The organism is Mucilaginibacter psychrotolerans, assembly GCF_004519315.1.
GTDB classification, from domain to species: Bacteria; Bacteroidota; Bacteroidia; order Sphingobacteriales; family Sphingobacteriaceae; genus Mucilaginibacter; species Mucilaginibacter psychrotolerans.
Genome location: NZ_SOZE01000002.1, coordinates 39,412 through 60,899, shown reverse-complemented (window position 1 = coordinate 60,899; position 21,488 = coordinate 39,412). Strand labels below are relative to the sequence as shown.

Annotated in this window: 18 protein-coding genes; 14 read left to right on the top strand and 4 right to left on the bottom strand. The window is 47.4% G+C overall.

Going from position 1 to position 21,488, the window contains the following annotated elements:
* Window positions 1-17: 17 nt before the first annotated feature.
* Window positions 18-2,237 carry a S9 family peptidase gene (locus E2R66_RS02310; protein ID WP_133226757.1) on the top strand — a complete coding sequence of 740 codons (2,220 nt, stop codon included), beginning with the start codon at window positions 18-20 and terminating at the stop codon, window positions 2,235-2,237.
* Window positions 2,238-2,550: 313 nt separating this feature from the next.
* On the opposite strand, the gene E2R66_RS02305 is transcribed toward E2R66_RS02310, so the two are convergent.
* Together E2R66_RS02305 and mutY are read right to left on the bottom strand one after the other, a co-directional pair.
* Window positions 2,551-2,982: a single-stranded DNA-binding protein gene (locus E2R66_RS02305; protein ID WP_240049217.1), complete on the bottom strand. Its 432-nt coding sequence runs from the start codon at window positions 2,980-2,982 to the stop codon at window positions 2,551-2,553.
* Window positions 2,983-3,005: 23 nt separating this feature from the next.
* Window positions 3,006-4,076 (bottom strand): A/G-specific adenine glycosylase, encoded by a 1,071-nt coding sequence (mutY, locus tag E2R66_RS02300; protein WP_240049216.1) that lies wholly within the window; start codon window positions 4,074-4,076, stop codon window positions 3,006-3,008.
* A gap of 149 nt (window positions 4,077-4,225) precedes the next feature.
* Here mutY and E2R66_RS02295 point away from each other — a divergent pair, with 149 nt between their 5' ends.
* From E2R66_RS02295 to radA, 7 genes are all read left to right on the top strand, one after another.
* Entirely contained in the window at window positions 4,226-4,531 is a 306-nt protein-coding gene (locus tag E2R66_RS02295; protein WP_133226759.1) for an HU family DNA-binding protein, read from the top strand.
* A 6-nt stretch (window positions 4,532-4,537) separates the two neighbouring features.
* Window positions 4,538-5,383 carry a tetratricopeptide repeat protein gene (locus tag E2R66_RS02290; protein ID WP_133226761.1) on the top strand — a complete coding sequence of 282 codons (846 nt, stop codon included), beginning with the start codon at window positions 4,538-4,540 and terminating at the stop codon, window positions 5,381-5,383.
* A gap of 220 nt (window positions 5,384-5,603) precedes the next feature.
* Window positions 5,604-7,154, top strand: a complete 1,551-nt coding sequence (locus tag E2R66_RS02285; protein WP_133226763.1) for an Rne/Rng family ribonuclease — start codon at window positions 5,604-5,606, stop codon at window positions 7,152-7,154.
* Window positions 7,155-7,233: 79 nt separating this feature from the next.
* Window positions 7,234-7,500, top strand: coding sequence for a MafI family immunity protein (locus E2R66_RS02280; protein ID WP_158288322.1), 267 nt, complete (start codon window positions 7,234-7,236; stop codon window positions 7,498-7,500).
* 115 nt (window positions 7,501-7,615) lie between these two features.
* Window positions 7,616-8,137, top strand: a complete 522-nt coding sequence (locus E2R66_RS02275) for a DUF6438 domain-containing protein (RefSeq protein WP_133226767.1) — start codon at window positions 7,616-7,618, stop codon at window positions 8,135-8,137.
* Window positions 8,138-8,339: 202 nt separating this feature from the next.
* A complete protein-coding gene (locus tag E2R66_RS02270; RefSeq protein WP_133226769.1) occupies window positions 8,340-10,715 on the top strand; it encodes an ABC transporter permease in 2,376 nt (791 codons plus the stop codon).
* Window positions 10,716-11,042: 327 nt separating this feature from the next.
* Window positions 11,043-12,506 (top strand): DNA repair protein RadA, encoded by a 1,464-nt coding sequence (radA, locus tag E2R66_RS02265; RefSeq protein ID WP_133226771.1) that lies wholly within the window; start codon window positions 11,043-11,045, stop codon window positions 12,504-12,506.
* 349 nt (window positions 12,507-12,855) lie between these two features.
* Here the strand turns inward: radA and E2R66_RS02260 are convergent, their stop codons facing one another.
* Window positions 12,856-14,748: an SPFH domain-containing protein gene (locus tag E2R66_RS02260; protein ID WP_133226773.1), complete on the bottom strand. Its 1,893-nt coding sequence runs from the start codon at window positions 14,746-14,748 to the stop codon at window positions 12,856-12,858.
* A gap of 181 nt (window positions 14,749-14,929) precedes the next feature.
* Here E2R66_RS02260 and E2R66_RS02255 point away from each other — a divergent pair, with 181 nt between their 5' ends.
* The 6 genes from E2R66_RS02255 to E2R66_RS02230 all read left to right on the top strand — a co-directional run bounded on the left by E2R66_RS02255 (window position 14,930) and on the right by E2R66_RS02230 (window position 18,574).
* Window positions 14,930-15,259: an ArsR/SmtB family transcription factor gene (locus tag E2R66_RS02255; RefSeq protein WP_133226775.1), complete on the top strand. Its 330-nt coding sequence runs from the start codon at window positions 14,930-14,932 to the stop codon at window positions 15,257-15,259.
* 33 nt (window positions 15,260-15,292) lie between these two features.
* On the top strand, window positions 15,293-15,859 hold the full coding sequence (locus E2R66_RS02250) for a DUF6428 family protein (protein WP_133226777.1): 567 nt from the start codon (window positions 15,293-15,295) through the stop codon (window positions 15,857-15,859).
* An 8-nt stretch (window positions 15,860-15,867) separates the two neighbouring features.
* The gene (gene arsN2 / locus E2R66_RS02245; protein ID WP_158288321.1) at window positions 15,868-16,293 is read left to right on the top strand and encodes an arsenic resistance N-acetyltransferase ArsN2; all 426 of its coding nucleotides are present in this window, start codon (window positions 15,868-15,870) and stop codon (window positions 16,291-16,293) included.
* Window positions 16,294-16,312: 19 nt separating this feature from the next.
* Window positions 16,313-17,395, top strand: coding sequence for an ACR3 family arsenite efflux transporter (gene arsB, locus E2R66_RS02240; protein ID WP_133226781.1), 1,083 nt, complete (start codon window positions 16,313-16,315; stop codon window positions 17,393-17,395).
* Window positions 17,396-18,088, top strand: a complete 693-nt coding sequence (locus E2R66_RS02235; protein WP_133226783.1) for a metallophosphoesterase family protein — start codon at window positions 17,396-17,398, stop codon at window positions 18,086-18,088.
* Window positions 18,089-18,157: 69 nt separating this feature from the next.
* The gene (locus tag E2R66_RS02230) at window positions 18,158-18,574 is read left to right on the top strand and encodes an arsenate reductase ArsC (RefSeq protein ID WP_133226785.1); all 417 of its coding nucleotides are present in this window, start codon (window positions 18,158-18,160) and stop codon (window positions 18,572-18,574) included.
* Window positions 18,575-18,851: 277 nt separating this feature from the next.
* Here the strand turns inward: E2R66_RS02230 and E2R66_RS02225 are convergent, their stop codons facing one another.
* Window positions 18,852-21,272, bottom strand: coding sequence for a TonB-dependent receptor domain-containing protein (locus E2R66_RS02225; protein ID WP_158288320.1), 2,421 nt, complete (start codon window positions 21,270-21,272; stop codon window positions 18,852-18,854).
* Window positions 21,273-21,488 lie beyond the last annotated feature (216 nt).

Below are 21,488 nucleotides of genomic sequence, written 5' to 3'. Positions count from 1 at the left end.
TTTAATCTCATTTCGACATGAAAATCAACCGCCGAGGCCTTGCCCTTGTTATGTTTTTATTGATGATGCTGGCCCAAAGGGCGGCATTTGCGCAAATACCATCAACCCATTGGGCAAATGATGGCTACCAATACTATAAAGTACAAAGCGGCGAAATTGTGGTGCTTGATGCCCGCGATGCCGCCAAAAAAACCGTATTGCTAAGCAAGGAAATGCTTACCCCGCAAGGCGGCAAAGCCATTGCGCCTTTTAGGTTTTACCTGAGTGCCGATGGGCAAAAGGTGCTTATATATACCAACGCTAAACAAGTTTGGCGCTACCGCACCCGTGGCGATTATTGGGTGTACGATCTGAGCACCAAAAAGCTCACCCAGCTTGGCGGCAAATTGCCGGTATCGTCTTTAATGTTTGGCAAGCTTTCGCCTGATGGCAGCAAGGTAGGCTATGTAAGCGGGCATAACATTTATGTAGAGACATTGGCCGATAACAGCATTAAGCAACTTACCACCGATGGTACCGATAAACTTATCAACGGTACTTTCGATTGGGTGTACGAGGAAGAATTCTTTTGCCGCGATGGTTTCCGCTGGAGCCCCGATAGCAAGCAGATTGCCTACTGGCAGATAGATGCCAGCAAAACCAAAAACTATCTGATGCTGAACACTACCGATTCGATATACCCCTTTGTAAAACCGGTAGAGTACCCCATTGCCGGCGAAGCACCATCGCCTTTTAAAGTGGGTGTTATCAGCGCGGCAGGCGGCAGCACCAAATGGATGGATATCCCAACCGATGCCGTGCTGCAATCGTACGTGCCGCGTATGGAGTGGGCCGGCAACAGCAGCGAACTCATTATTGAGCACATGAACCGGGCACAAAACCATACTGAAGTAATGATGCTGAACGTTTCAAGCGGCAAAGGCAGCACCATATACCAGGAAACTGATGCCGCCTGGATAGATATCCTGCCCGAGTGGGAATCAACCTATTATTATGGCGGCTGGAACTGGTTCAACAAAGGCAAAGAGTTTTTATGGGCCAGCGAGAAAGATGGCTGGCGCCACTTGTACCGCATTAGCCGCGATGGCAAAAAGGAGAAGCTTATTACCAAAGGCAATTACGATGTAATGCAGATAAACGCCATTGACGAACTTTCGGGCTATGTGTATTTCTCGGCCTCGCCTGATAATGCCACGCAGAAATACCTCTACCGCACCAAACTGGATGGCAGCGGCAAAGCCGAACGCCTTACGCCGTTAAACGAACCCGGCACCCACGAGTACGATGTATCGCCAAACGGCAAAGCCGCAACGCATTCTTTCACTAACTATTACACGCAGGGCGTGAGCGAGGTGGTAGCATTACCTACGCACAAAACCTTTAGCGGCGAGGAGCAGGTACAGAAAGCCATCAGCGCATCGGCAGATGCAAAAGCAAAATCTAACGTGGAGTTCTTCCAGGTGAAAACCGAAGATGGCGTTACAATGGACGGCTGGATGCAAAAACCAGATAATTTCGACCCAACAAAGAAATACCCTGTGGTACTATACGTTTACGGCGAGCCATGGGGCCAAACCGTAAAGGATGAGTACGGCATAAATTACAACTTTATGTACACCGGCGATATGGCTAAGGATGGCTACATCTATATGTCGATAGATAACCGGGGCACGCCAGTGCCTAAAGGCCGCGAGTGGCGCAAATCTATTTACAAAGGCATTGGCACTACCAACGTCCGCGATGTGGCGATGGGTACCAGGCAATTGCTTAAGGACCGCAGCTACCTGGATAGCAGCCGCGTAGCGGTATGGGGCTGGAGCGGCGGTGGCTCATCAACCCTTAACCTGATGTTCCAATACGGCGATATATTTAAAACCGGTATAGCCGTGGCAGCCGTTGGTAACCAGCTTACTTACGATAATATTTACCAGGAGCGTTACACCGGCGTGCCGGTAGATGCGGCTGGTCGTGAAGCATTCACCAAAGGCTCGCCTATTACTTACGCCAAAAACCTTAAAGGCAACCTGCTTTACGTACATGGCACCGGCGACGATAACGTGCATTACACTAACGCCGAGCAGTTGATAAACGAATTGGTAAAGTACAATAAACAGTTCCAACTGATGCTGTACCCCAACCGCACGCACAGTATATCAGAAGGCCCCGGTACCGGCACGCACCTGCACACCATGTACACCAACTATTTACGCCAGTATTGCCCGCCGGGAGCGAGGTAATAGGCTTGTTTGAATGTCGAATGATGAATGTCGAACTCCGAATGGCGAAGTAAAAACTTCATCATTCGGAGTTCAGCGTTCGGTGTTCAACATTCTAACTACACACGACGAAGCCCTGCTGAATCCCGGCAGGGCTTCGTTGTTTAAACTGTCTGGGGGGGGTGAAAGGAAAGTTGGAGGATTTGAATATCGAATGTCGAAGTAAAAACTTCATCATTCGGTATTCAGCATTCGGTGTTCAACATTCAAACTACAAACAAAAAAACCCTGCTGATCATCTCGGCAGGGCTTCATTGTTTAAATTAAATAGGGGTTAAAAGGAGAGTCCGTCTGTATCGGCTATTTCGACGCTTTCGTTGGCATCAGTATTATGCTTTAAGCCGTTGCGGGGCGTATTGTCACTATGCTCAAAATCGGTTTTGCGGCCAAGCATGGTAAAGTTTTCGGCTACCACTTCTGTAGTGTACTTTTTGATGCCTTCTTTATCTTCAAAAGAACGGGTGCGTAATTTGCCTTCTATGTAAACCAGCTTGCCTTTTTGCAAGAATTTAGCTGCTACATCGGCCAGCCCCCTCCACATTACTATATTATGCCACTCTGTTTGCTCTACCTTACGGCCATCCTTGTTAAACGTTTCAGAAGTAGCTAAGGGAAAGCTTGCTACGGCCACGCCGCCTTCCAAATGCCTTACCTCCGGGTCCTTTCCTAAATGACCTACAAGTATTACTTTATTAATTCCAGACATGCCATAAAATAACGGAAAATTATTTAGAAATTAAAAAAATCTTTTATAAATATAAAAATAGTCTTCGGCATAGCTAAATTTTCCGTATTCCGAACGGTTGTATAAAACCAGTTTTTTTTCAACTTAAGCGGCGCAACATCTAATATCACAAAACGAATAAATAGTTGCTGATGCGTAAGTATATGCTTAATTACAGTTGTTTTTTGCTTTATAACTGCATTTTCGCCAAAAAAATCAACTATTTCGGGCAATTGCAGCAGCGCTTCGGGCTCCATCAATCCATCGGTTTCTATCAGGGGTAAATCGTACATATTGGCCCATATATCACCCTCGCCACGTTTGTTCATCAACAGGTTTCCGCCATCCGTAATTAACAAATAGTTAAAAAAACGTTTGCGCACTTTTACCGTCTTTAATTTCACCGGCAGGGCGGTTGTTGCATTGCTTGCAAACGCTACGCAACCCAGGCGTACCGGGCAAATACCGCATGCCGGGTTACGGGGTTTGCACAGCATGGCCCCAAATTCCATCATAGCCTGGTTATGCAGGGCGGGGTGCTGCCTGTTTAACGCCTCATCTGCCAATTGCTGAAAAAGCTTCTTCCCTTTTGGCGAATTAATCGGCTCATCTATTCCAAAAAACCTGGCCAGCACGCGGTAAACGTTGCCATCTACCACTGCCCTTGGCTCATTTGCCGAAAAAGAAGATATCGCTGCGGCGGTATATTCGCCTATGCCTTTTAGTTTTATCAGTTCCTGATAAGTGGTAGGGAACACGCCATTATATTGCTGTTGCACCAATTGTGCCGTCTTGAGCATATTGCGCCCCCGCGAGTAATAGCCCAGGCCTTGCCAAAGCTTCAAAATATCGTCTTCGGGTGCCTTAGCAAAGTGCGAAACCGTTGGATATTTCTCTGCAAAGCGGTAATAATAAGGCATTCCCTGCTCTACACGGGTTTGTTGCAGTATAATTTCAGATAGCCATATGAGGTAAGCATCGGTAGTGTTGCGCCAGGGCAAATCGCGCTTGTTTTGCTGGTACCAGTCAATCAATTCGGTAGATAAATCCATGTTTTGCAAAGATACTTTATCCATCTCAGTATCATAATTTAAGCCCCTAAACGCCTGTTTTGAGCACTTGCAAAAAAAATGCAGCAATTATTTTATTCTTTAAATTTAAAGCGATACTTTTGCAACCCCAAAACAGTTAAGTATTTATACATTTTAAATAAAGAAAACAGGATATGACCAAGGCAGAAATTATAGCTGAAATCTCTTCTAAAACAGGTATCGAGAAGGTTGATGTGCAGGAAACCGTTGAAGCATTTTTCAAAGTAGTAAAAAGCTCAATGGTAGGCGGCGAAAATGTTTACGTTAGAGGCTTCGGTAGTTTCGTAGTAAAAAAGAGGGCTAAAAAAACCGCCCGTAACATCTCAAAAAACACTGCCATTATTATCCCCGAGCACTTCGTGCCAAGCTTTAAGCCAGCAAAAACTTTTGTAGAGAAAGTACGCACCGGCAACAAAACCACCGCTAAAGCAAGCAAATAATAAGCAATGAATAAAAAACAGATAGCCGTATGCGCAATAGTAGTACTTACTATGGGCTATTTGTATATGCAACCCGTTAAAGGTTTGGTAAAAGCCCAGGATGCCGGCAGCAAACCAGCTGCTGCAGCCGATGCGGCGCAGCCTGCTACCGAAGTGACACTAGCTTCGGTTGAGGAAATTGCCCGGCCGGCCTTAAGCGCACAACAGGCGCAGCAGGTAAGCACGCTGGAAGAAAAGCTGAAAACTGCATCTGATGCAGACAAAGCAAACTTACAGCTTGAGATTGCTGCCCTTTGGGACGCCGCAAGGCAACCTGCACCGGCAGCTTTTTATTACCAGGACGTAGCCCAACGCACCAGCAAGTTTGACGATTGGGTAAACGCCGGTAACCGTTTTAACGAAGCTACCCGCGCATCGCAGGATGCACAGGCACAGCAAGGTTTAAGCGCAAAAGCAGCAACGGCATTTACCAATGCCACCAAACAAAAGCCAAACGATCTGGAGGCCAAAACCGGCCTGGGTGTTGCTTATGTAAACGGTGGCGGCATGCCCATGCAGGGAATTGCTCTATTGCTCGATGTAGTAAAGCAGGACCCTAAGAACCACTCGGCATTGCTCAACTTAGGCATGTTTGCCATGAAGAGCGGGCAATACGATAAGGCCGTAGCCAGGTTTAAAACCATGATTGCCATAAAAGAAGAGCTTGAGCCCTACTTTTACCTGGCAGAAAGTTACAAACAACTGGGCCAAAAGAAAGAAGCCATTGCGGCTTATGAAAAATGTAAGGAATTGATAGGCGACCCTGTAGAGGCGCAGCGTATCGACGAATTTATAAAAGAATTAAAAAAATAAATCACACTTAAAAATTATTATCATGCCAAGCGGTAAAAAACGTAAGAGACATAAAATGGCTACCCACAAACGCAAAAAGCGTTTAAGAAAAAACAGGCATAAGAAAAAATAAGCTATCGCGATAGTTTATGAAGTCCCGCACAACCTGCGGGACTATTTATGTTTTATTTTTTCCCAACCCGCGGTGCCTATGGCACCGTTTTAAGAAATGGAGTAGCAATTGATAAAAGAATTAATTATCGATTCATCCCCCAACGGGGCTACTATTGCATTATTACAGGACAAACAACTTGTAGAACTCCATAAAGAGCACATCACCAATAATTATACTGTTGGAGATTTGTATTTAGGCCGCATTAAAAAAATTATGCCGAGCCTGAATGCTGCTTTTGTGGATGTTGGTTACGAGAAGGATGCCTTTTTGCATTATCTTGATTTGGGGCCGCAGGTACAAAGCCTGCTAAAGCTCACCAAACAAGTACGTAGCGGGGGATACCAATCGAAGCTTTTAGATAACTTTAAGCTCGAGGCGGATATAAACAAAGGAGGCAAAATCTCTGATGTTTTATCAAAGGGAATGCTTGTACCGGTACAAATTGCTAAGGAGCCTATTTCAACAAAAGGCCCCAGGCTTAGCAGCGACCTGTCTATTGCAGGCCGCTATGTTGTTTTGGTACCTTTTTCTGAGGTGATATCCATCTCTAAAAAGATAAAGAGCAATACCGAGCGCACACGCCTGCGCAAGGTGGTAGAGAGCATTAAACCAAAGCATTTCGGCGTAATTATACGCACCGTATCTGAAAGTAAGGGTGTAGATGAGTTGCAGAAGGATCTGCTGGATCTGATATCCAAATGGGAAACCTTTGTAACCAAACTGCACGGCACCGAACCTTCCAAAAAAGTTTTGGGCGAAATTGGCCGTACGTCAACTATCCTGCGGGATATATTGAACCCGGATTTTCAGCACATTTATGTGAACGAGCAGAGCATGTACGAGGATGTAAAATCATACATCCACGAGATCTCTCCCGAAATGGAAGGCATTGTGCGCCTGCACAAACACAAGGAGCCCATATTTGAGCACCACGGTGTGGATAAGCAGATAAAAGGCGCATTCGGCAAAACAGTTAACCTGGCAGGCGGCGCCTACCTGGTTATTGAGCATACCGAAGCCCTGCACGTTATCGACGTAAACAGCGGCAACCGCACAGCTAATAAAGAGAACCAGGAGGATAACGCTTACCAGGTAAATAAGGAAGCGGCAAAAGAAATTGCCCGCCAGCTGCGCCTGCGCGATATGGGCGGCATTGTGGTAGTCGATTTTATTGACATGCACAAGCCAAACAACCGCAAGGAACTGTTTGATTACCTGAAGGCCCAAATGGCCGACGACCGCGCCAAACACACCATTTTGCCGCCAAGCAAGTTCGGGCTGATACAAATTACCCGCCAGCGCGTAAGGCCCGAAATGAATATCGTTACCAGCGAGGTTTGTCCTGCCTGCCATGGCACGGGCACTATACGCCCAACCGTATTGTTACTGGATGATATCGAAAACAACTTCAACTTCATCCTGGAGGAGCAAAACGAGAAAAACATTACGCTTACAGTACACCCGTACGTTGAAGCATTCATCAAAAAGGGCATCTTTAACCGCCAGATGAAATGGTACTTTAAGTACAACCAGTGGATAAAGGTAAAAAGCAACCCAGCTTACCAGATAACCGAGTTCCACTTCTTCTCGGGCAAAGACGAAGAGATTAAGTTATAGATGTGCAGATTATAAATGTGCAGATGAAAAGAGCAGATGTTTTAATTAGCATCTGCTTTTTTTGCGTTAGCTTTATATTGTGTTTGGCTACAGAAAATTAAATCGGGCATTAAAAGAGCTAATTAGCAAGGCTAAGGAAACTGCATTGCCGCAGAAAGATATTACCTCTGCCGAAGAGTTTGTCGAGTATGGCGAACCTCTCCTCGCATTAGAGCAACTCGTAGAACAGCTATTTGAATTTTCTATCCCGATAAGCGCAGAGCTTTATGATGCTGTAGAGCAATGCGGAATTTTAATGGACATGCCAGCTGATAAGTATTTCTACCTGAAAGAATTAATTAAATAAGATTAAAGATATTTGTTGTAGCTTACCGCACTAGACCCACCTAAGCAGGTGAGACGGGCCGGATGTTTGAAGAAGCTTTAATTCTTTTTGGCTAGTATTATACCTTTTGTTTTTCATGCGAAAATTTGCCATTCTGGTTTTATCGATAACACTGTCAGGCTGCCATAAACCGGCAAAACGAATCAATGAAATCATAAAAGTGGAGGTTGCCCATTCCGGTTACTGGAGTACTGGCGGTGCGGCTACCGCAATTGATAGCACCTTGCATTTAACCTATTATGGCCGCCCAGGTATCCGCAACCTTAATTATTACGAAGGCACTATTGATACCGCAACCTGGAACACGCTTAATCGCAAATTGGCATCGGTTAGATTCAAAAGCGTAGACGCCATCGTAGACAGGCATATAGCGGATATCCCTACTTATGAGCTGATTGTTTATTGGAAGAACGGCAAACGCCGCTTGGTTAGGGATTTCCACGCTGGCGACTCAGTACTTAATACTATCCGCTGGCTGGATAGCATATACCGGCATACGGCACTAAAGCCGGCAAAAAAACCAGCAAAATTGGAAACCACATTCCAAAACCCTCCGGCGATTCCAAAAGAACAGGCGAAATTCCCCTGGCCGAAATAAGCGCACCGGAAATACAGCCCAGGTATTTTTGCGCCAAAAAACCCAGCCAATCTGCACGCAAGCGAACAAATACTGCACGATATCGTACAGTTACGTTCTATCAACCCTTTAAAAACAGCTTAATTACGCCGATTTTCGTATTGGCATCTGTATTGACGCCAATCATCCGGTCGCTATCGCAAATCTTATTATTGATATCATTATGCTGCTGTTTAATTTAAAAGTCGCGTTTCGCAACATCCGGAAAAACATCGTTTTCTCTTCGGTAAACATCATTGGGCTTGCTATCAGTATGGCCTGTTGCCTCATTATCAGCTTATACGTATGGGACGAATGGCAGCAGGACACCTTCCACAACAACATCGACCATATTTACCGCATCACCGAAAAGCAAAACCAGGCCGGCACTATGTACAATGTTGCCGTAACCCCCGGGCCGCTGGCACCGGCACTGCAAAAAGATTTCCCGGAGATAGCCAATACCGTACGCTTCTGCAGTTGGGGCGGCTCGCTTAAAAACGGGCAACAGGTGCACGATCAAGCCAGCATCCAATTGACCGATAACAGCATTTTCAAGGTATTTAATTTCCCGCTTATAAAGGGTAACCCCAGCACGGCTTTGGACGGTACCGATGGGATTGTGATAACCGAAAAAATTGCGGAACAATATTTCGGGGCCAATTGGCGCAGTAACCCCAATATTATCGGGCAGGTCTTTCGCCTAAATAACCAGTACGATTTTAAACTGACAGGCATCGCTAAAAATGTGCCGGCAAATTCCAGCATCCAATTTGATATCCTGTTGCCGCTGGCGTACCTGTTTAAAACAGACGAGTGGTCTTACAAATGGAACAGCAACAATTACCACACGTATATTCAGCTAAAACGCGGCACAAACGTAACAGCGCTGGAAGCTAAATTGGCCAAACGACTGCATGCCTATAATAACGATACCGCCGACCTGCTGCTGCTGCAACCGCTAAAAGCCCAGTATTTGTATTCGGAGTTTGATTTCAAAACCGATTGGGGCAAAAGGAGCAACATCAAATACATCCGTATATTCCTGGGTGTGGGCTTACTGTTACTCATCATCGCCTGCGTAAACTTTATCAACCTGTCAACCGCCCGCTCGCTTAAACGTTCTGTTGAAGTTGGCGTACGCAAAGTTACAGGGGCATCGCGTAAGCAGCTGATTTTTCAATTCTTAATCGAATCGCTGTCATTGGCTTTTATAGCAGGTATCGTGGCTATCATTTTAATTGCCATCTTTAAGCCGCTGGTTAATAGTTTCACCGGGGCCAATATCGATACCGGTTTATCCCAATCCATGCTTATCCCTTTCTTTGTTGGGTTCATCGTTATCGTAGGCGTTTTGGCAGGTTCGTACCCGGCATTCGTACTATCTGCCTTCAACCCCTCCAGGGTACTTAAAACAAGCGAAACGGTGCGCGCCGGCAAATTCTTCAGGCAAACGCTGGTTGTGGGGCAGTTTGCTATCTCGGTCACACTGATCATCTGCGTGTGTTTTATGTACCGGCAACTCACCTTTATGCGCAATAAGGACCTGGGCTTTGATAAAGAACAGGTGCTGCGCGTTGGCCTCAGCGGTAAACTCATGGAAAAGGCGGCCTTGTATAAACGCGACCTGGATAAGATAGCCGGCGTAAAAGCAACATCGCTGGCAACCTTGTCACTGGCAAACGACGAAAACACCAGCTACGTGGATTGGGATGGCATGCAAAAAGACGATAAGTTCCTGATAACGCAAGCCAATGTCGATCCGGATTTTATCCCGGCAATGGGCATGAAGCTTTTAAGCGGTAGCAACTTTTCACCTCAAATGACAAATGATACCGCCAATTTCATCATCAACGAAGCTTCAGCACAGCGGATGGGCTACAGTACCACCAGCGCCGTGGGCAAAAAAGTGACATTCTGGGGCGCAAAAGGCACCATTATAGGCGTGGTAAAAAACTTCAATTACAAACCGCTTAACGCAAATATCGAGCCGTTCATTTTCCGGTATCAACCCAAAGACCGTTACTTTAGCGTATTTATAGAAGTTGCGCCAGGTAAAGCTTCGGCCGTTATACAGCAAGCGAGCAAATTATTTGCGGGATACGAACCCGAGGGTACCTTTCAGTACACGTTCCTGAACGAATCGATAGATCGTTTGTATAAGAATGATCAGCGGGTGGCAAGTTTCATCCTGTTTTTCGCCGGACTCACTATTTTTGTTGGCTGCTTGGGGCTGTTTGGCCTCACCGTGTTTGCAGCGGAGCAACGTATAAAAGAAATCGGTATCCGCAAGGTGCTGGGCGCGGGCCTTGCATCCATCGTAGCGTTGTTGTCTAAAGATTTCCTGAAGTTGATTATTATTGCCATCGCGGTAGCTGTTCCGCTATCACGCTATATCACTTACAAATGGCTGGAAAATTATACGTACCGCATCACCGTTGAATGGTGGGTGTTTGGCATAGTTGGTTTTGCGGTAATAGCCGTAGCACTATTCACTATCAGCTTCCAGGCCATAAAAACAGCGGCGATGAACCCGGTTAAAAGCTTGCGTAGCGAATAAATATCAAAGTTATTGGGTAACTGCATTTCGATTACGGCCAATAATTGCCGGAAAATCGTTTTTAAAGAGGTGGCACCTACGGAGCCCACAACAGTACTTTAATTTCTATAAACACGATGCTCCTAACGGAGCGTAAGACCAATTCGAACAAAACACTCCGGAGGAGTATCGTGTTTATAGGATAGCAGAAGAAAGACACAAGGCTCCGTAGGTGCCTCCTATTCACCAACTATTTTAAACGCAACGTCCACGCCAATAATTGCTATTTTTTTTAGCATTCAATAATAATCTGCATATTTGCACATCTGCAATCTGCATATCTGAACAATGGCTAAAACTAAAATCGCATATTTCTGCCAGAGCTGTGGCTACGAATCGCCTAAGTGGCTGGGTAAATGCCCTGCATGCCAATCATGGAACACCATGGTAGAGGAGGTTTTGGAAAAAGCCAACGCATCCGTACCCGCCTGGAAGGCTAGTCCGGCATCATCCGTAAGAGCTAATAAACCGGTACAGGTTGCTGATATTACTGTTAAAGAAGAGCACCGCTTGCTTACGCCCGATAAAGAATTCAACCGGGTACTGGGCGGCGGCATCGTTGCAGGCTCATTGGTGTTGATAGGCGGCGAGCCGGGCATCGGTAAATCAACCCTGATGCTACAACTGGCGCTGAATATGCCGGGCATTAAAGTACTCTACGTATCGGGCGAGGAAAGCGACCACCAGATAAAAATGCGGGCGGAACGATTAACCACCGTGGGCAGTGGGCAGTTAGCAGTGGGCAGCAATAATAAATCCGAAATCGAACATCCGAAATCCGAAATCGGTTCGGATTGCTATATCCTCACCGAGACCTCCACGCAAAACATCTTCAAGCAGATAGAAGAATTACAGCCCGATTTAGTGGTTATCGATTCCATCCAAACCCTGCATTCGGCGCATGTAGAATCTACGCCGGGGAGCGTATCGCAGGTGCGGGAGTGTACCGCCGAACTGCTGCGCTTTGCCAAGGAAACTTCTACGCCGGTGTTTTTAATTGGCCACATCACCAAAGATGGCATGATAGCCGGACCAAAGATACTGGAACACATGGTGGATACCGTTTTACAATTCGAGGGCGACCGCCACCACGTGTACCGCATATTGCGCACCATCAAAAACCGTTTCGGTTCGGCATCGGAGCTGGGCATATACGAAATGCTGGGCGAGGGCCTGCGCGAGGTTTCCAACCCTTCAGAAATATTATTATCGCAACGCGATGAACCCTTGAGCGGCATCACCATATCTGCCACTTTGGAGGGTATGCGCCCCATGCTGATAGAAACCCAGGCACTGGTTAGCACGTCTGCTTACGGTACGCCGCAGCGTACGGCAACCGGCTTCGATACCAAACGTATGAGCATGTTGCTCGCCGTACTGGAAAAACGCTGCGGTTTCCGCCTCGGCGCGAAGGATGTATTCCTCAACATCACCGGCGGCATCCGCGTGGAGGACCCGGCAATCGACCTGGGTCTTGCCGCTGCTATCATCTCCTCTCACGAAGATATCCCCATTCCCGCAAAAACCTGCTTCGCGGGCGAGATTGGCCTCTCGGGCGAAATCCGCGCCGTAAACCGCGTAGAGCAACGCATTGCCGAAGCGCAGAAACTGGGTTTCGAGCAGATATTCATCTCCAAATACAACATGCCCTCGGGCGCCAAAGACAAAAACCGGCTTGACCTATCGCGCTACACCATCGATGTAAAGGTGGTGGGCCGGATAGAGGAGGTGTTCGGGTTGTTGTTTGGGTAGGGCGGCAAGCATTTCACCTCTTCGCTGCCGCGGGCTTCCAGCCCGTGGCTCGCACATGGTTAGCTTCCAGCTGACGCAAGCTGGAAGCTTGCCCTATGACCACCACGAGATACGCTACGCTAATCTCGTGGTGGCGGATAAGGAGGCAAGCTCATCACCACCACTCTAACCAGCGCGTCATTGCGAGGAACGAAGCAATCTCCCAATAAGCAAGGCGACTTGCATGGCGGATTGTCCTATGTAGAGATTGCTTCGTGCCTCGCAATGACGTGGTGGGGAAATAAAAAAGGGAGGCGCAGTTCCCAGCGCCTCCCTTTGCAATAATCACTAGCTTGCGCTGATCCGTTAATTACACCGCATCATTAGTTGGTTTAATGTCCACTACGTCGGCTTCGCGTTGCAGCTTCTTCAGCATTTCGCTGCCTATCAGGGCATCTATCATACCGTTTCCGCCGCCGTTCTGGCCGTTTATCAATATCTCAGGCACCAGTTTTATGCCGTTCATGGCCAGGGTTTCGGCTACACGCACTATGGCGTATTGTTCGGTACCCATGGCTTCGGTTTTTTGTTTGGTAACCTCGGCTTCGGCCAAACCTATAGCCTTAATTTTACCGGCTTCGGCACTACCATTCATTTCGGTAGCAGCAGCGTCGGCTTTGGCGTTAATGGTTTTGGCTTCGGCATCCGCACGGGCAATAATGGTTTTATTTTCCGCATCGGCTTTGGCGTTGATCACTCTCGATTCGGCATCACCCCTTGCAGCAGCCACTTTAGAAGCTGCCATCTGGGTATTGATTTCTACCTGCCGGGTCGATTTTACAACCTCCGGCTGCATATCGGCACCTGCTTTGGCGCTTTCAAATTCCTTACGCTCTATTTGCGCGCTCTTTTGTATCTCGTAGGTAACGCGTTCCTGCTCGGCAATTTTACGGTCGGTAAGGGTACGCATCAACGCTTCCGGTGGCACAATGTCACCTATCAGGGTATCCACACCTTCCACGTTGTACTCGCCCAACACTTTGCCTATCTGCGCGCGGGCATCTTCCTGCCTGTCGGACCGGTTGGTCAGGAACTCTATCACACCACTTTTTTGTGCCGAGTTACGGAAGTAGTTGGCTATGGTAGGTTCCAGCACCTGCGATACCAGGTTTTTCATGTTACCGAAACGGGCGATAACCTTTGGCGCATCGTTACGCGGAATGTGGATAATCTGCGATACGTCCAAATTGAAGGTAAAACCATCGTGCGACCTTACGCTGATCGTACACAGATGCTTATCCAACTCGTGCGATTCGGTACGGCTGTTCGCCCAGTTCAACACAATGTTGGTGGTAGGAACAATCTCTACCGAGTGGGTGTAAATATTCACCGGGTGCTTGCCCGGGTCTAAAGGCTCGTCCCAAACACCTTTGTCGTATTTCTTTACAATGTTACCATGGGTAAAACCTACGCCGCTGGTATCCTTACCTTCAGGGCCTTCGAAGGAGTTCACCACGCCTACATAACCAATGTGGATATGTATCATCTCTACCTGCTCAACCACGGCAAACCATGGGTTAAGGTAATAGGTACCGGCAAGGATAACGTCTTCCTGCAAGCCTTTGCGGCCGCCGGCTTGTATAAAAGCCATCGGGTCCTGGTAGTTACGGTGCCCCGCAACCGAGCCACCGGCAATGTCGCCTTTTTCCAAAGGCTCACCATCCAGCGTGGTTACAATACCTACTTTATTTTCCTGTATCCTAGTGATAGGCACCATGTCTATCTCGAACAGAAAGGTATTGATACGGTAACTACCGGGCGTTAAGAAGGCCGCCTGCGGGCCTTTTTGCCCGTTGTTTTCCAGGAAGGCCTGCGAATCCTGGAACTTATCGCAGGGTACCGGTTTACCCAGTACACGGCCACTATCCATAGGCGCGCCGTCTTTTGCTTTCACCAGGCCCAGCTTATCCTGCGGGATAACGGTAAAATGCTCCATGGTAATGGCATACTGCCAGGGCCACATGCGCCAGTAAAGGCCCGGGGCAAGTGGCTTGCCCTGCATACCGGCTTCGCCATTTACGGCAATGATACGGCCATCCGGCAGCCGCTTGTCCCCATAAAGGGTAAATTTTTTAACAACTAAACCAATGCGGTCATCAGGAACGATGATCATACCAAAAAACACCTGCAATACAAATTTGTACGCAAAAAGGGCGGCGCATAGCGGCAACCCCCACCAGAATTGGAGAATTGAATCAGACATTTTGTTTTTTATGATTTTTTTAACGGAACCCTTAAGGTGCGGGCCCTCACAATAACTTACAGCTTTATGAGACCTTGGCTGTATAGCGTATAATAGGATTACCGGGGTTGCGGCTTGTTACAAAATATTGCATAATTATTTTTTTATATGACGATTATTAATCGTAATATTGCGATTAATAATGGGCGCAACCAAATCAGAGATATATACCGAAGAGCAAAACCGGCTTGCTGTACAGTTAAAAGCCATTGCACACCCGGCACGCATTGCCATTTTGCAGGAACTGATAAGGGCCAATGCCTGTATCTGCGGCGATTTTGTAACAGAACTGGGTTTGGCACAGGCTACCATATCGCAGCATTTAAAAGAGCTGAAAAATGCCGGACTGATACAGGGCACCATAGAAGGCGTAAGCGTTTGCTATTGCATTGAGCCCAACGCATGGAAACTGCTGCAAAGGGAGCTTAACAGCCTGTTTGCATCATACGCCGACAAGAATAATTGCTGCTAAAAATTTTTTGAACAATTCAATCGCAATATTACAATGAATATAACAGAAGCTATAACCTGGAAAACTTTTAAGGACGTGTTAGTACAACACCCGGACTTGCACCTGCAGTTCCGCTACGCCGAAGATAAACTGGTGGATGCCGCATACCATATCACCGAGATAAAGCAAGCGCCTATAACATCTGTAGATTGCGGCGGTGTAATGAATAAATGGACGGAAATTATTGTACAATTATGGGTGCCGGATAATGAGACGCAGGCCCGCCCGATGAAAGTGGCTAAGGCCCTATCTATCGTAACCCTGGTTGAAAAAATGCTGCCATTAGAAGCCGATGGAACGGTGAAGATAGAATTCGGCAATTCGCAATTCGATACCCGGCAAATGTTCCCGAACAACCTCATCGTAGACGGCGACAATCTGCTGATTGATCTGCGACCCGATACGGTACAATGCAAGGCCCAGGAACGCGGGGGGAGCTGCGGCACCAACGATAAAGGCGAAGAATGCTGCGCCCCGGTTGCCGAAAAACCAAAAATCAAATTAATAAACCTGGCTTCGCCGGAGGCAGCATGCTGTACACCCGGCGGTGGCTGCTGTTAAACAAAAAAATGACTATCGAAAACGCAGCCGCTTATCAAAAAGAAGCAATAGCTCTTTTGACGGCCGAAAACTTACCTGTGGACGATCTGTCGGAAAACCTTCCAGATTTTTTTGTAGCGATAGAAGGCAGCGAAATAATTGGTGTGGCTGGCATGGAAGTTTACGGCAATTATGGTTTGCTGCGCTCGGTAGCTGTACTACCCAGCCGCAGGGGCCAGGGCATTGCAGGCAAGCTCGTCGGCCAGGTGGAATCAGCCGGCAAACAAAAGGGGCTTTCCGCCTTATACCTGCTCACAGAAACCGCTGCCGATTATTTCAAAAATAAAGGCTACGCACAAATCGATCGCGCGCAGGTGCCTACAGCGATACAAATCTCGTCGGAGTTTAGCCACGTGTGCCCGGTGTCGGCAATCGTCATGGAAAAAGAATTATAGATTCAACAAATACACAATTATGTCTGCAAACAACTGCGCTCCGGTAGCGGAACGAAAAAAGTTAAGTTTTCTTGACCGCTTCCTTACCTTATGGATATTCCTGGCCATGGCTATCGGAGTAGGTATCGGTTACTTTATACCATCATCATCGGGTTTTATCAACTCTTTTTCGAGCGGGACAACCAACATACCCCTGGCTATCGGCTTAATTTTGATGATGTACCCGCCACTTGCCAAAGTGAAATATGAAAACATGGGCGAAGTTTTTAAAGACACTAAGGTGTTGAGCGCATCGCTCATTTTGAATTGGATTATCGGGCCGATATTGATGTTTGTGTTGGCGATAACGCTCCTGCGCGACCATCCCGCCTATATGGTTGGCTTGATATTAATTGGCCTTGCGCGTTGTATTGCCATGGTAGTGGTATGGAATGAGCTGGCCGAAGGCAACCGCGAATACGCAGCCGGTTTAATTGCCCTGAACAGCATTTTCCAGGTGTTGCTTTATAGTGTTTATGCTTACCTTTTTATTACGGTATTGCCGCCGCTGTTTGGCTTAAAGGGTCTAGCCGTTAATATTACCATTGCAGAGATTGCAAAAAGCGTAGGTATTTATTTAGGAATACCTTTCGCAGCGGGTGTAATAAGCCGTTATACGCTGATAAAAATCAAAGGTGAAGAATGGTTTCAAACTAAATACGTTCCATTTATATCTCCCATTACGCTTATCGCTTTACTCTTTACCATTGTGGTGATGTTTAGCTTAAAAGGAAACCTTATTGTGCAGATACCCTTTGATGTATTGCGTATTGCCATCCCATTAGTAATTTACTTTACCATTATGTTTATCCTCAGCTTTTTTATAGGTAAATCATTTGGTGCAGACTATTCAAAAAGCACATCCATTGCGTTCACCGCAACCGGCAACAACTTCGAATTAGCTATAGCAGTTGCTATCGGGGTATTCGGCATCAATTCAGGCGAAGCTTTCGCCGGGGTTATAGGGCCACTCGTTGAGGTTCCGGCATTGATCGCCCTGGTCAACCTTGCTTTCTACTTCCGGAAGAAATATTATACTACTAAAACTTTAACGTCTGCGTAAATGAAAATTGCACTATTTTCAGATGTACATGCTAATCTGCCTGCGTTTGAAGCATTCCTGGCTGATCTTGAAAGTCGCAGGCCCGATGCTGTTTACTGTTTAGGCGACCTGATTGGTTATAACATTTGGCCTAACGAAGTCATCCATGAAATCCGCAAACGTGGCATTGCTACACTAGCGGGTAACCACGATAAAAAAACCAAGGGTTATGCCTATGAGTTGGTATCTGCGGATAATAGGGGGTACCTTAACACGCTTCCGGCACAAATTAAACTGGAATTTCAATTGAATAGTGATCAACTGAATATCGTGCTGGCTCATGGCAGTACCCGAAGCATTGACGAATACGTTTTAGAAGACCTTGATGAAACCTATTTGCTGGATATGATGACGGAGGCAAACGCAGATATACTTTGCGTTGGCCATTCACATAAGCCCTATAGCAGGATTATTATTTCGGAAGACAAAGTCTATCGTGCCATAAATGTTGGTTCTATAGGTAAGCCAAAAGATGGCAACCCAAAAGGCTGTTACGTTTTGTTAACCATTAACCAGGACAGTGCAGCTACGGCCAGAGATAGTGTACACGTAGAATTTATCCGTTTTGAATACGATATTGAAAAGGCTGCTCATGCCATCATTGATAGCCCTTTGCCGCATGAATTGGCAGACCGTTTAAGGAAAGCTTTTTAAATTTTACGTTACCTGGGGTTCCCGGGAATTTGTTATCGGCTATAGTAGAATAAAAACCAATCTTATAACATGAAGAATATCTTAGTATTATGTACCGGCAATAGTTGCCGCAGCCAACTTGCCGAAGGCTACCTGCGTTTTTATGCAGACGGCAAAGCAAACGTGTATAGCGCGGGTATAGAAACCCATGGCGTAAACCCCAAAGCCATAAAGGTAATGGCCGAGGACAACATTGATATCTCCGGGCATACCTCCAACCATGTAGATGAGTATCTGGCCATCCCCTTCGATTATGTGATTACCGTATGCGACAATGCGAACGAGGCCTGCCCATACTTCCCCGGCAAGGTGGAACGCTTTCACCATAATTTCCCCGACCCGGCCAAAGCAAGCGGCACGCCCGAGGAGGTGATGGACGAGTTTAGGCGGGTGCGGGAAATGATTAAGGTTTACGCAGCAAACTTTGTTCAAACCCACCTGGCATAAGGAAATAGGTGGCCGAACTACAATCGTAACGGGGCATTTAGCGCATTTTTGGCTTAATATAGTTGCGCCGGTTGCGGGGGCGGTGCTGGCTATTCCCCTTTGGAAATACCTGATGGCGGAAAGGGAGTTGTGATCCTCGCCGGGGCGGAATAGACCGTAGAGACGCAATATTTTGCGTCTTCGTTTTGTAAATCCCATCCTGCCTATCTGTTTTACATGGCGGGAGACGCAAAATATTGCGTCTCTACGAAAAAATAAACCATTTTCATACAGCTTCTTAAAGCCGCTTCTGCTCATCGTCTGTTCCTTTATTTTTACGGGAGGCTTTGCTGTTGGTACCTAACGCACGCGAATAGGAAAGCTTAATGATGGGGAAAAACCGCGATTCGGGCTGGTAGCTTACGCGTACGTCGGTATTGAAAGCATCGGTAGTAAGTTGGCCGATTTTAGCACGATAAATAACCGAACTGAATAAATCCGACACACTTAGCTGAAAGCTACCTTTTTGATTAGGCAATTCTTTTTTGAACCCAAGGTTGATAGCTGCATTAGGGCTTGAACCGGAGTTGCTGTCATAAGCCGATGAGTTGTAATACCCCGATAGCTCGATTGCGTATTGGAGCGGCAGCTTAAAACTTTCCGAAAAATTGATGTTATAGCTGAAATACGTTTTCTGTAGCGGCTGCGGAAAATAGCTAACCTTATACTGATGCAGCCCGCCTACGAAACCGTAACTCATCTCCCACCATGCAGCAGGTTTTATTGGGATAGTGGCCTGAAAAAGAAAGTTGTTTTGCCAATCGCCGTTTTCGGGCATTAGGTACACCAGGCCGGGGGTGGGGCCGGTCATAATTTGCACGCCCTGTATGGGGTTGATGTCCCTGCTGTATAAAACAGAGAACAAATAATCCTGCCGGTTATAAGCCAGTTTCAGGTTATGCGTGATGGTGGGTTTTAAAGCCGGGTTGCCGGTAAAAACGGAAACCGGGTCGTTATAAGAAACGTAGGAGGCCAAATCGGCAAAGGTGGGCCTCGTAACACGCTCGGTGTAGGAAAGCTGCAGCTCGTCGGTGGCGTTAAGCTTACGGGTAAGGAAAATACTTGGGAACAGCTTGCCCAGCTTCCGGTCTATCAGGTAAGCTGCGTCGAGCGAATGGTTGGTACTGTTGCGCGAATACTCGTACCGCGCCCCGGCCGAGATGTTGGTGAGGCTATCGGCTTGCCAGTTAAGGATGGCGTATGCGCCGCCAATAAACTCTTTCGTCGCCAAATCATTCGAGGTGCCGGCACCTATATTAACCCAGTTGCCATCTACCAATTTCTCAATACCGGCGGTACTTTGGCTGCGTGTGTAGGTGCTTTTCAGGCCGCTCTCCAGCCGCAGCACCTTACTGAAAGGGTTAGTATAATCTATTTTGGCTACGCCAACATTTATATCGGCATTGGCAAAATTGCGTTGCCTTTGCCCAAACACGCTGTTGCTGAAATCACTTTGCACCTGCGTTAGTCCCCGGTTATAATGGCCGAAATAATCCAGATCGATATTCAGCTTTTGGTCCTTGCCGATAGTTTGCTCCAGGTAAAGGCTGGGGTGCAGGTAGTGTGTACGGCTATTGCCGACCAACTGCGAATCGAACGCCAGGGTGGTATCGGGCAGCAAGTAGCTGCCAAAATTATGGTTGTTATTATCATTGGTGCTGATGGCATAATTCAAAGCCCCGCCTACGGTAAGGGTTGGAGAAACCCGGTAATCCAAACCTGCACCCATGCCATTGTAAGTAGTAAAGGGCTTGCTCTCGCCGTTATATTGGAAAGCGGATTGTCCGCCAAGGATGCCTACTACTTCGCTACCTTCGGCAAGCAGCAGGGAGTAGCTGCGGTCGTGGGCGTAGTCATAAGAGCCGCGCAGGCTTAGCTTACCGCTGTTGTGGTTAAGGTTAAGGCCGGCAGAGCCTTTTTCGCCTTTGCCATAGCCTGCAGATGCCGTTACCGAACCGCTGGTTCCCTGTTTCTTATTCTTTTTGGTCACGATGTTGATAAGGCCTGCGTTGCCGTCGGCATCGTACCGGGCAGGGGGAGTGCTTAGCAGCTCTATCTTATCTAGGTCGTCGGCTGTCATCCCGTTAAGTAAAGCCGTTACCTGTTCGGTGGTGAGGCGTAGCAGCTTGCCATCCAGCATTACCATCACCCCGCTTTTGCCGTTCAGGCTGATGCCGCTGTGCTGCGGATCTAGCACCACGCCCGGCGAGCGTTGCAGCACCTGCAAAACCGTGCTGCCTTTTGCCATCAGGCTGTTTTGCACGTTCACCACCAATCCCCCGGGTTGTTGCTGCACCAGCGGCTTGTTGGAGCGGATGATTACTTCGCCCAGTTGCTTGCTGGCAGCTGCCAACACCACCGTACCGACATCATATCCAGGCTGTGCGGGGGTAATTACAAAGGGCTTTGATGACCAGGTGATATGGACCAGGCTAGTCACCTTCAGGATATAGCTGCCGTTGGATATCCCTGTAAAGCTAAACGCCCCATTCCCGTCGGATAATGCCGAGCGGACCGCCGCGCTATCCGGGCTCCTTAAAACCGATACGGTGGCGAAATCCACTGCAGTTCCATCCGCAGAAACCAACTTGCCGACTACCTGACTGTAAGCGGCGGTGCCGAACGACATGACTATAAGCAACGCGATTAATGTTTTCATGCTGCAAAAGAAATTTTTGCGCCCGCCCCAAAAGAACCGGGTTGACGAACAGCTACAGCCAATTGACCACCAGCGTTTATAAGCCCAAAGCACTGGTTTAGTTAGGCTGTAGTGCCTTACCTGCTGCTTATCCATTGCCGCATGCATCTCGTCAATTAAAACGGTTGGTTTAACTACCCGGCTGCGTAGATTAATACAATAGCCGTAACTTTAGCC

Bases quoted from the DNA above. Each gene is read 5' to 3' on its own strand.
- E2R66_RS02225 (WP_158288320.1), bottom strand. From the start codon at position 21,272: ATGAAAACATTAATCGCGTTGCTTATAGTCATGTCGTTCGGCACCGCC.
- E2R66_RS02235 (WP_133226783.1), top strand. From the start codon at position 17,396: ATGAAAATTGCACTATTTTCAGATGTACATGCTAATCTGCCTGCGTTT.
- E2R66_RS02295 (WP_133226759.1), top strand. From the start codon at position 4,226: ATGACCAAGGCAGAAATTATAGCTGAAATCTCTTCTAAAACAGGTATC.
- E2R66_RS02255 (WP_133226775.1), top strand. From the start codon at position 14,930: ATGGGCGCAACCAAATCAGAGATATATACCGAAGAGCAAAACCGGCTT.
- mutY (WP_240049216.1), bottom strand. From the start codon at position 4,076: ATGGATAAAGTATCTTTGCAAAACATGGATTTATCTACCGAATTGATT.
- E2R66_RS02310 (WP_133226757.1), top strand. From the start codon at position 18: ATGAAAATCAACCGCCGAGGCCTTGCCCTTGTTATGTTTTTATTGATG.
- E2R66_RS02305 (WP_240049217.1), bottom strand. From the start codon at position 2,982: ATGTCTGGAATTAATAAAGTAATACTTGTAGGTCATTTAGGAAAGGAC.
- arsB (WP_133226781.1), top strand. From the start codon at position 16,313: ATGTCTGCAAACAACTGCGCTCCGGTAGCGGAACGAAAAAAGTTAAGT.
- E2R66_RS02230 (WP_133226785.1), top strand. From the start codon at position 18,158: ATGAAGAATATCTTAGTATTATGTACCGGCAATAGTTGCCGCAGCCAA.
- E2R66_RS02250 (WP_133226777.1), top strand. From the start codon at position 15,293: ATGAATATAACAGAAGCTATAACCTGGAAAACTTTTAAGGACGTGTTA.
- E2R66_RS02260 (WP_133226773.1), bottom strand. From the start codon at position 14,748: ATGTCTGATTCAATTCTCCAATTCTGGTGGGGGTTGCCGCTATGCGCC.
- radA (WP_133226771.1), top strand. From the start codon at position 11,043: ATGGCTAAAACTAAAATCGCATATTTCTGCCAGAGCTGTGGCTACGAA.
- E2R66_RS02270 (WP_133226769.1), top strand. From the start codon at position 8,340: ATGCTGCTGTTTAATTTAAAAGTCGCGTTTCGCAACATCCGGAAAAAC.
- E2R66_RS02290 (WP_133226761.1), top strand. From the start codon at position 4,538: ATGAATAAAAAACAGATAGCCGTATGCGCAATAGTAGTACTTACTATG.
- E2R66_RS02275 (WP_133226767.1), top strand. From the start codon at position 7,616: ATGCGAAAATTTGCCATTCTGGTTTTATCGATAACACTGTCAGGCTGC.
- arsN2 (WP_158288321.1), top strand. From the start codon at position 15,868: ATGACTATCGAAAACGCAGCCGCTTATCAAAAAGAAGCAATAGCTCTT.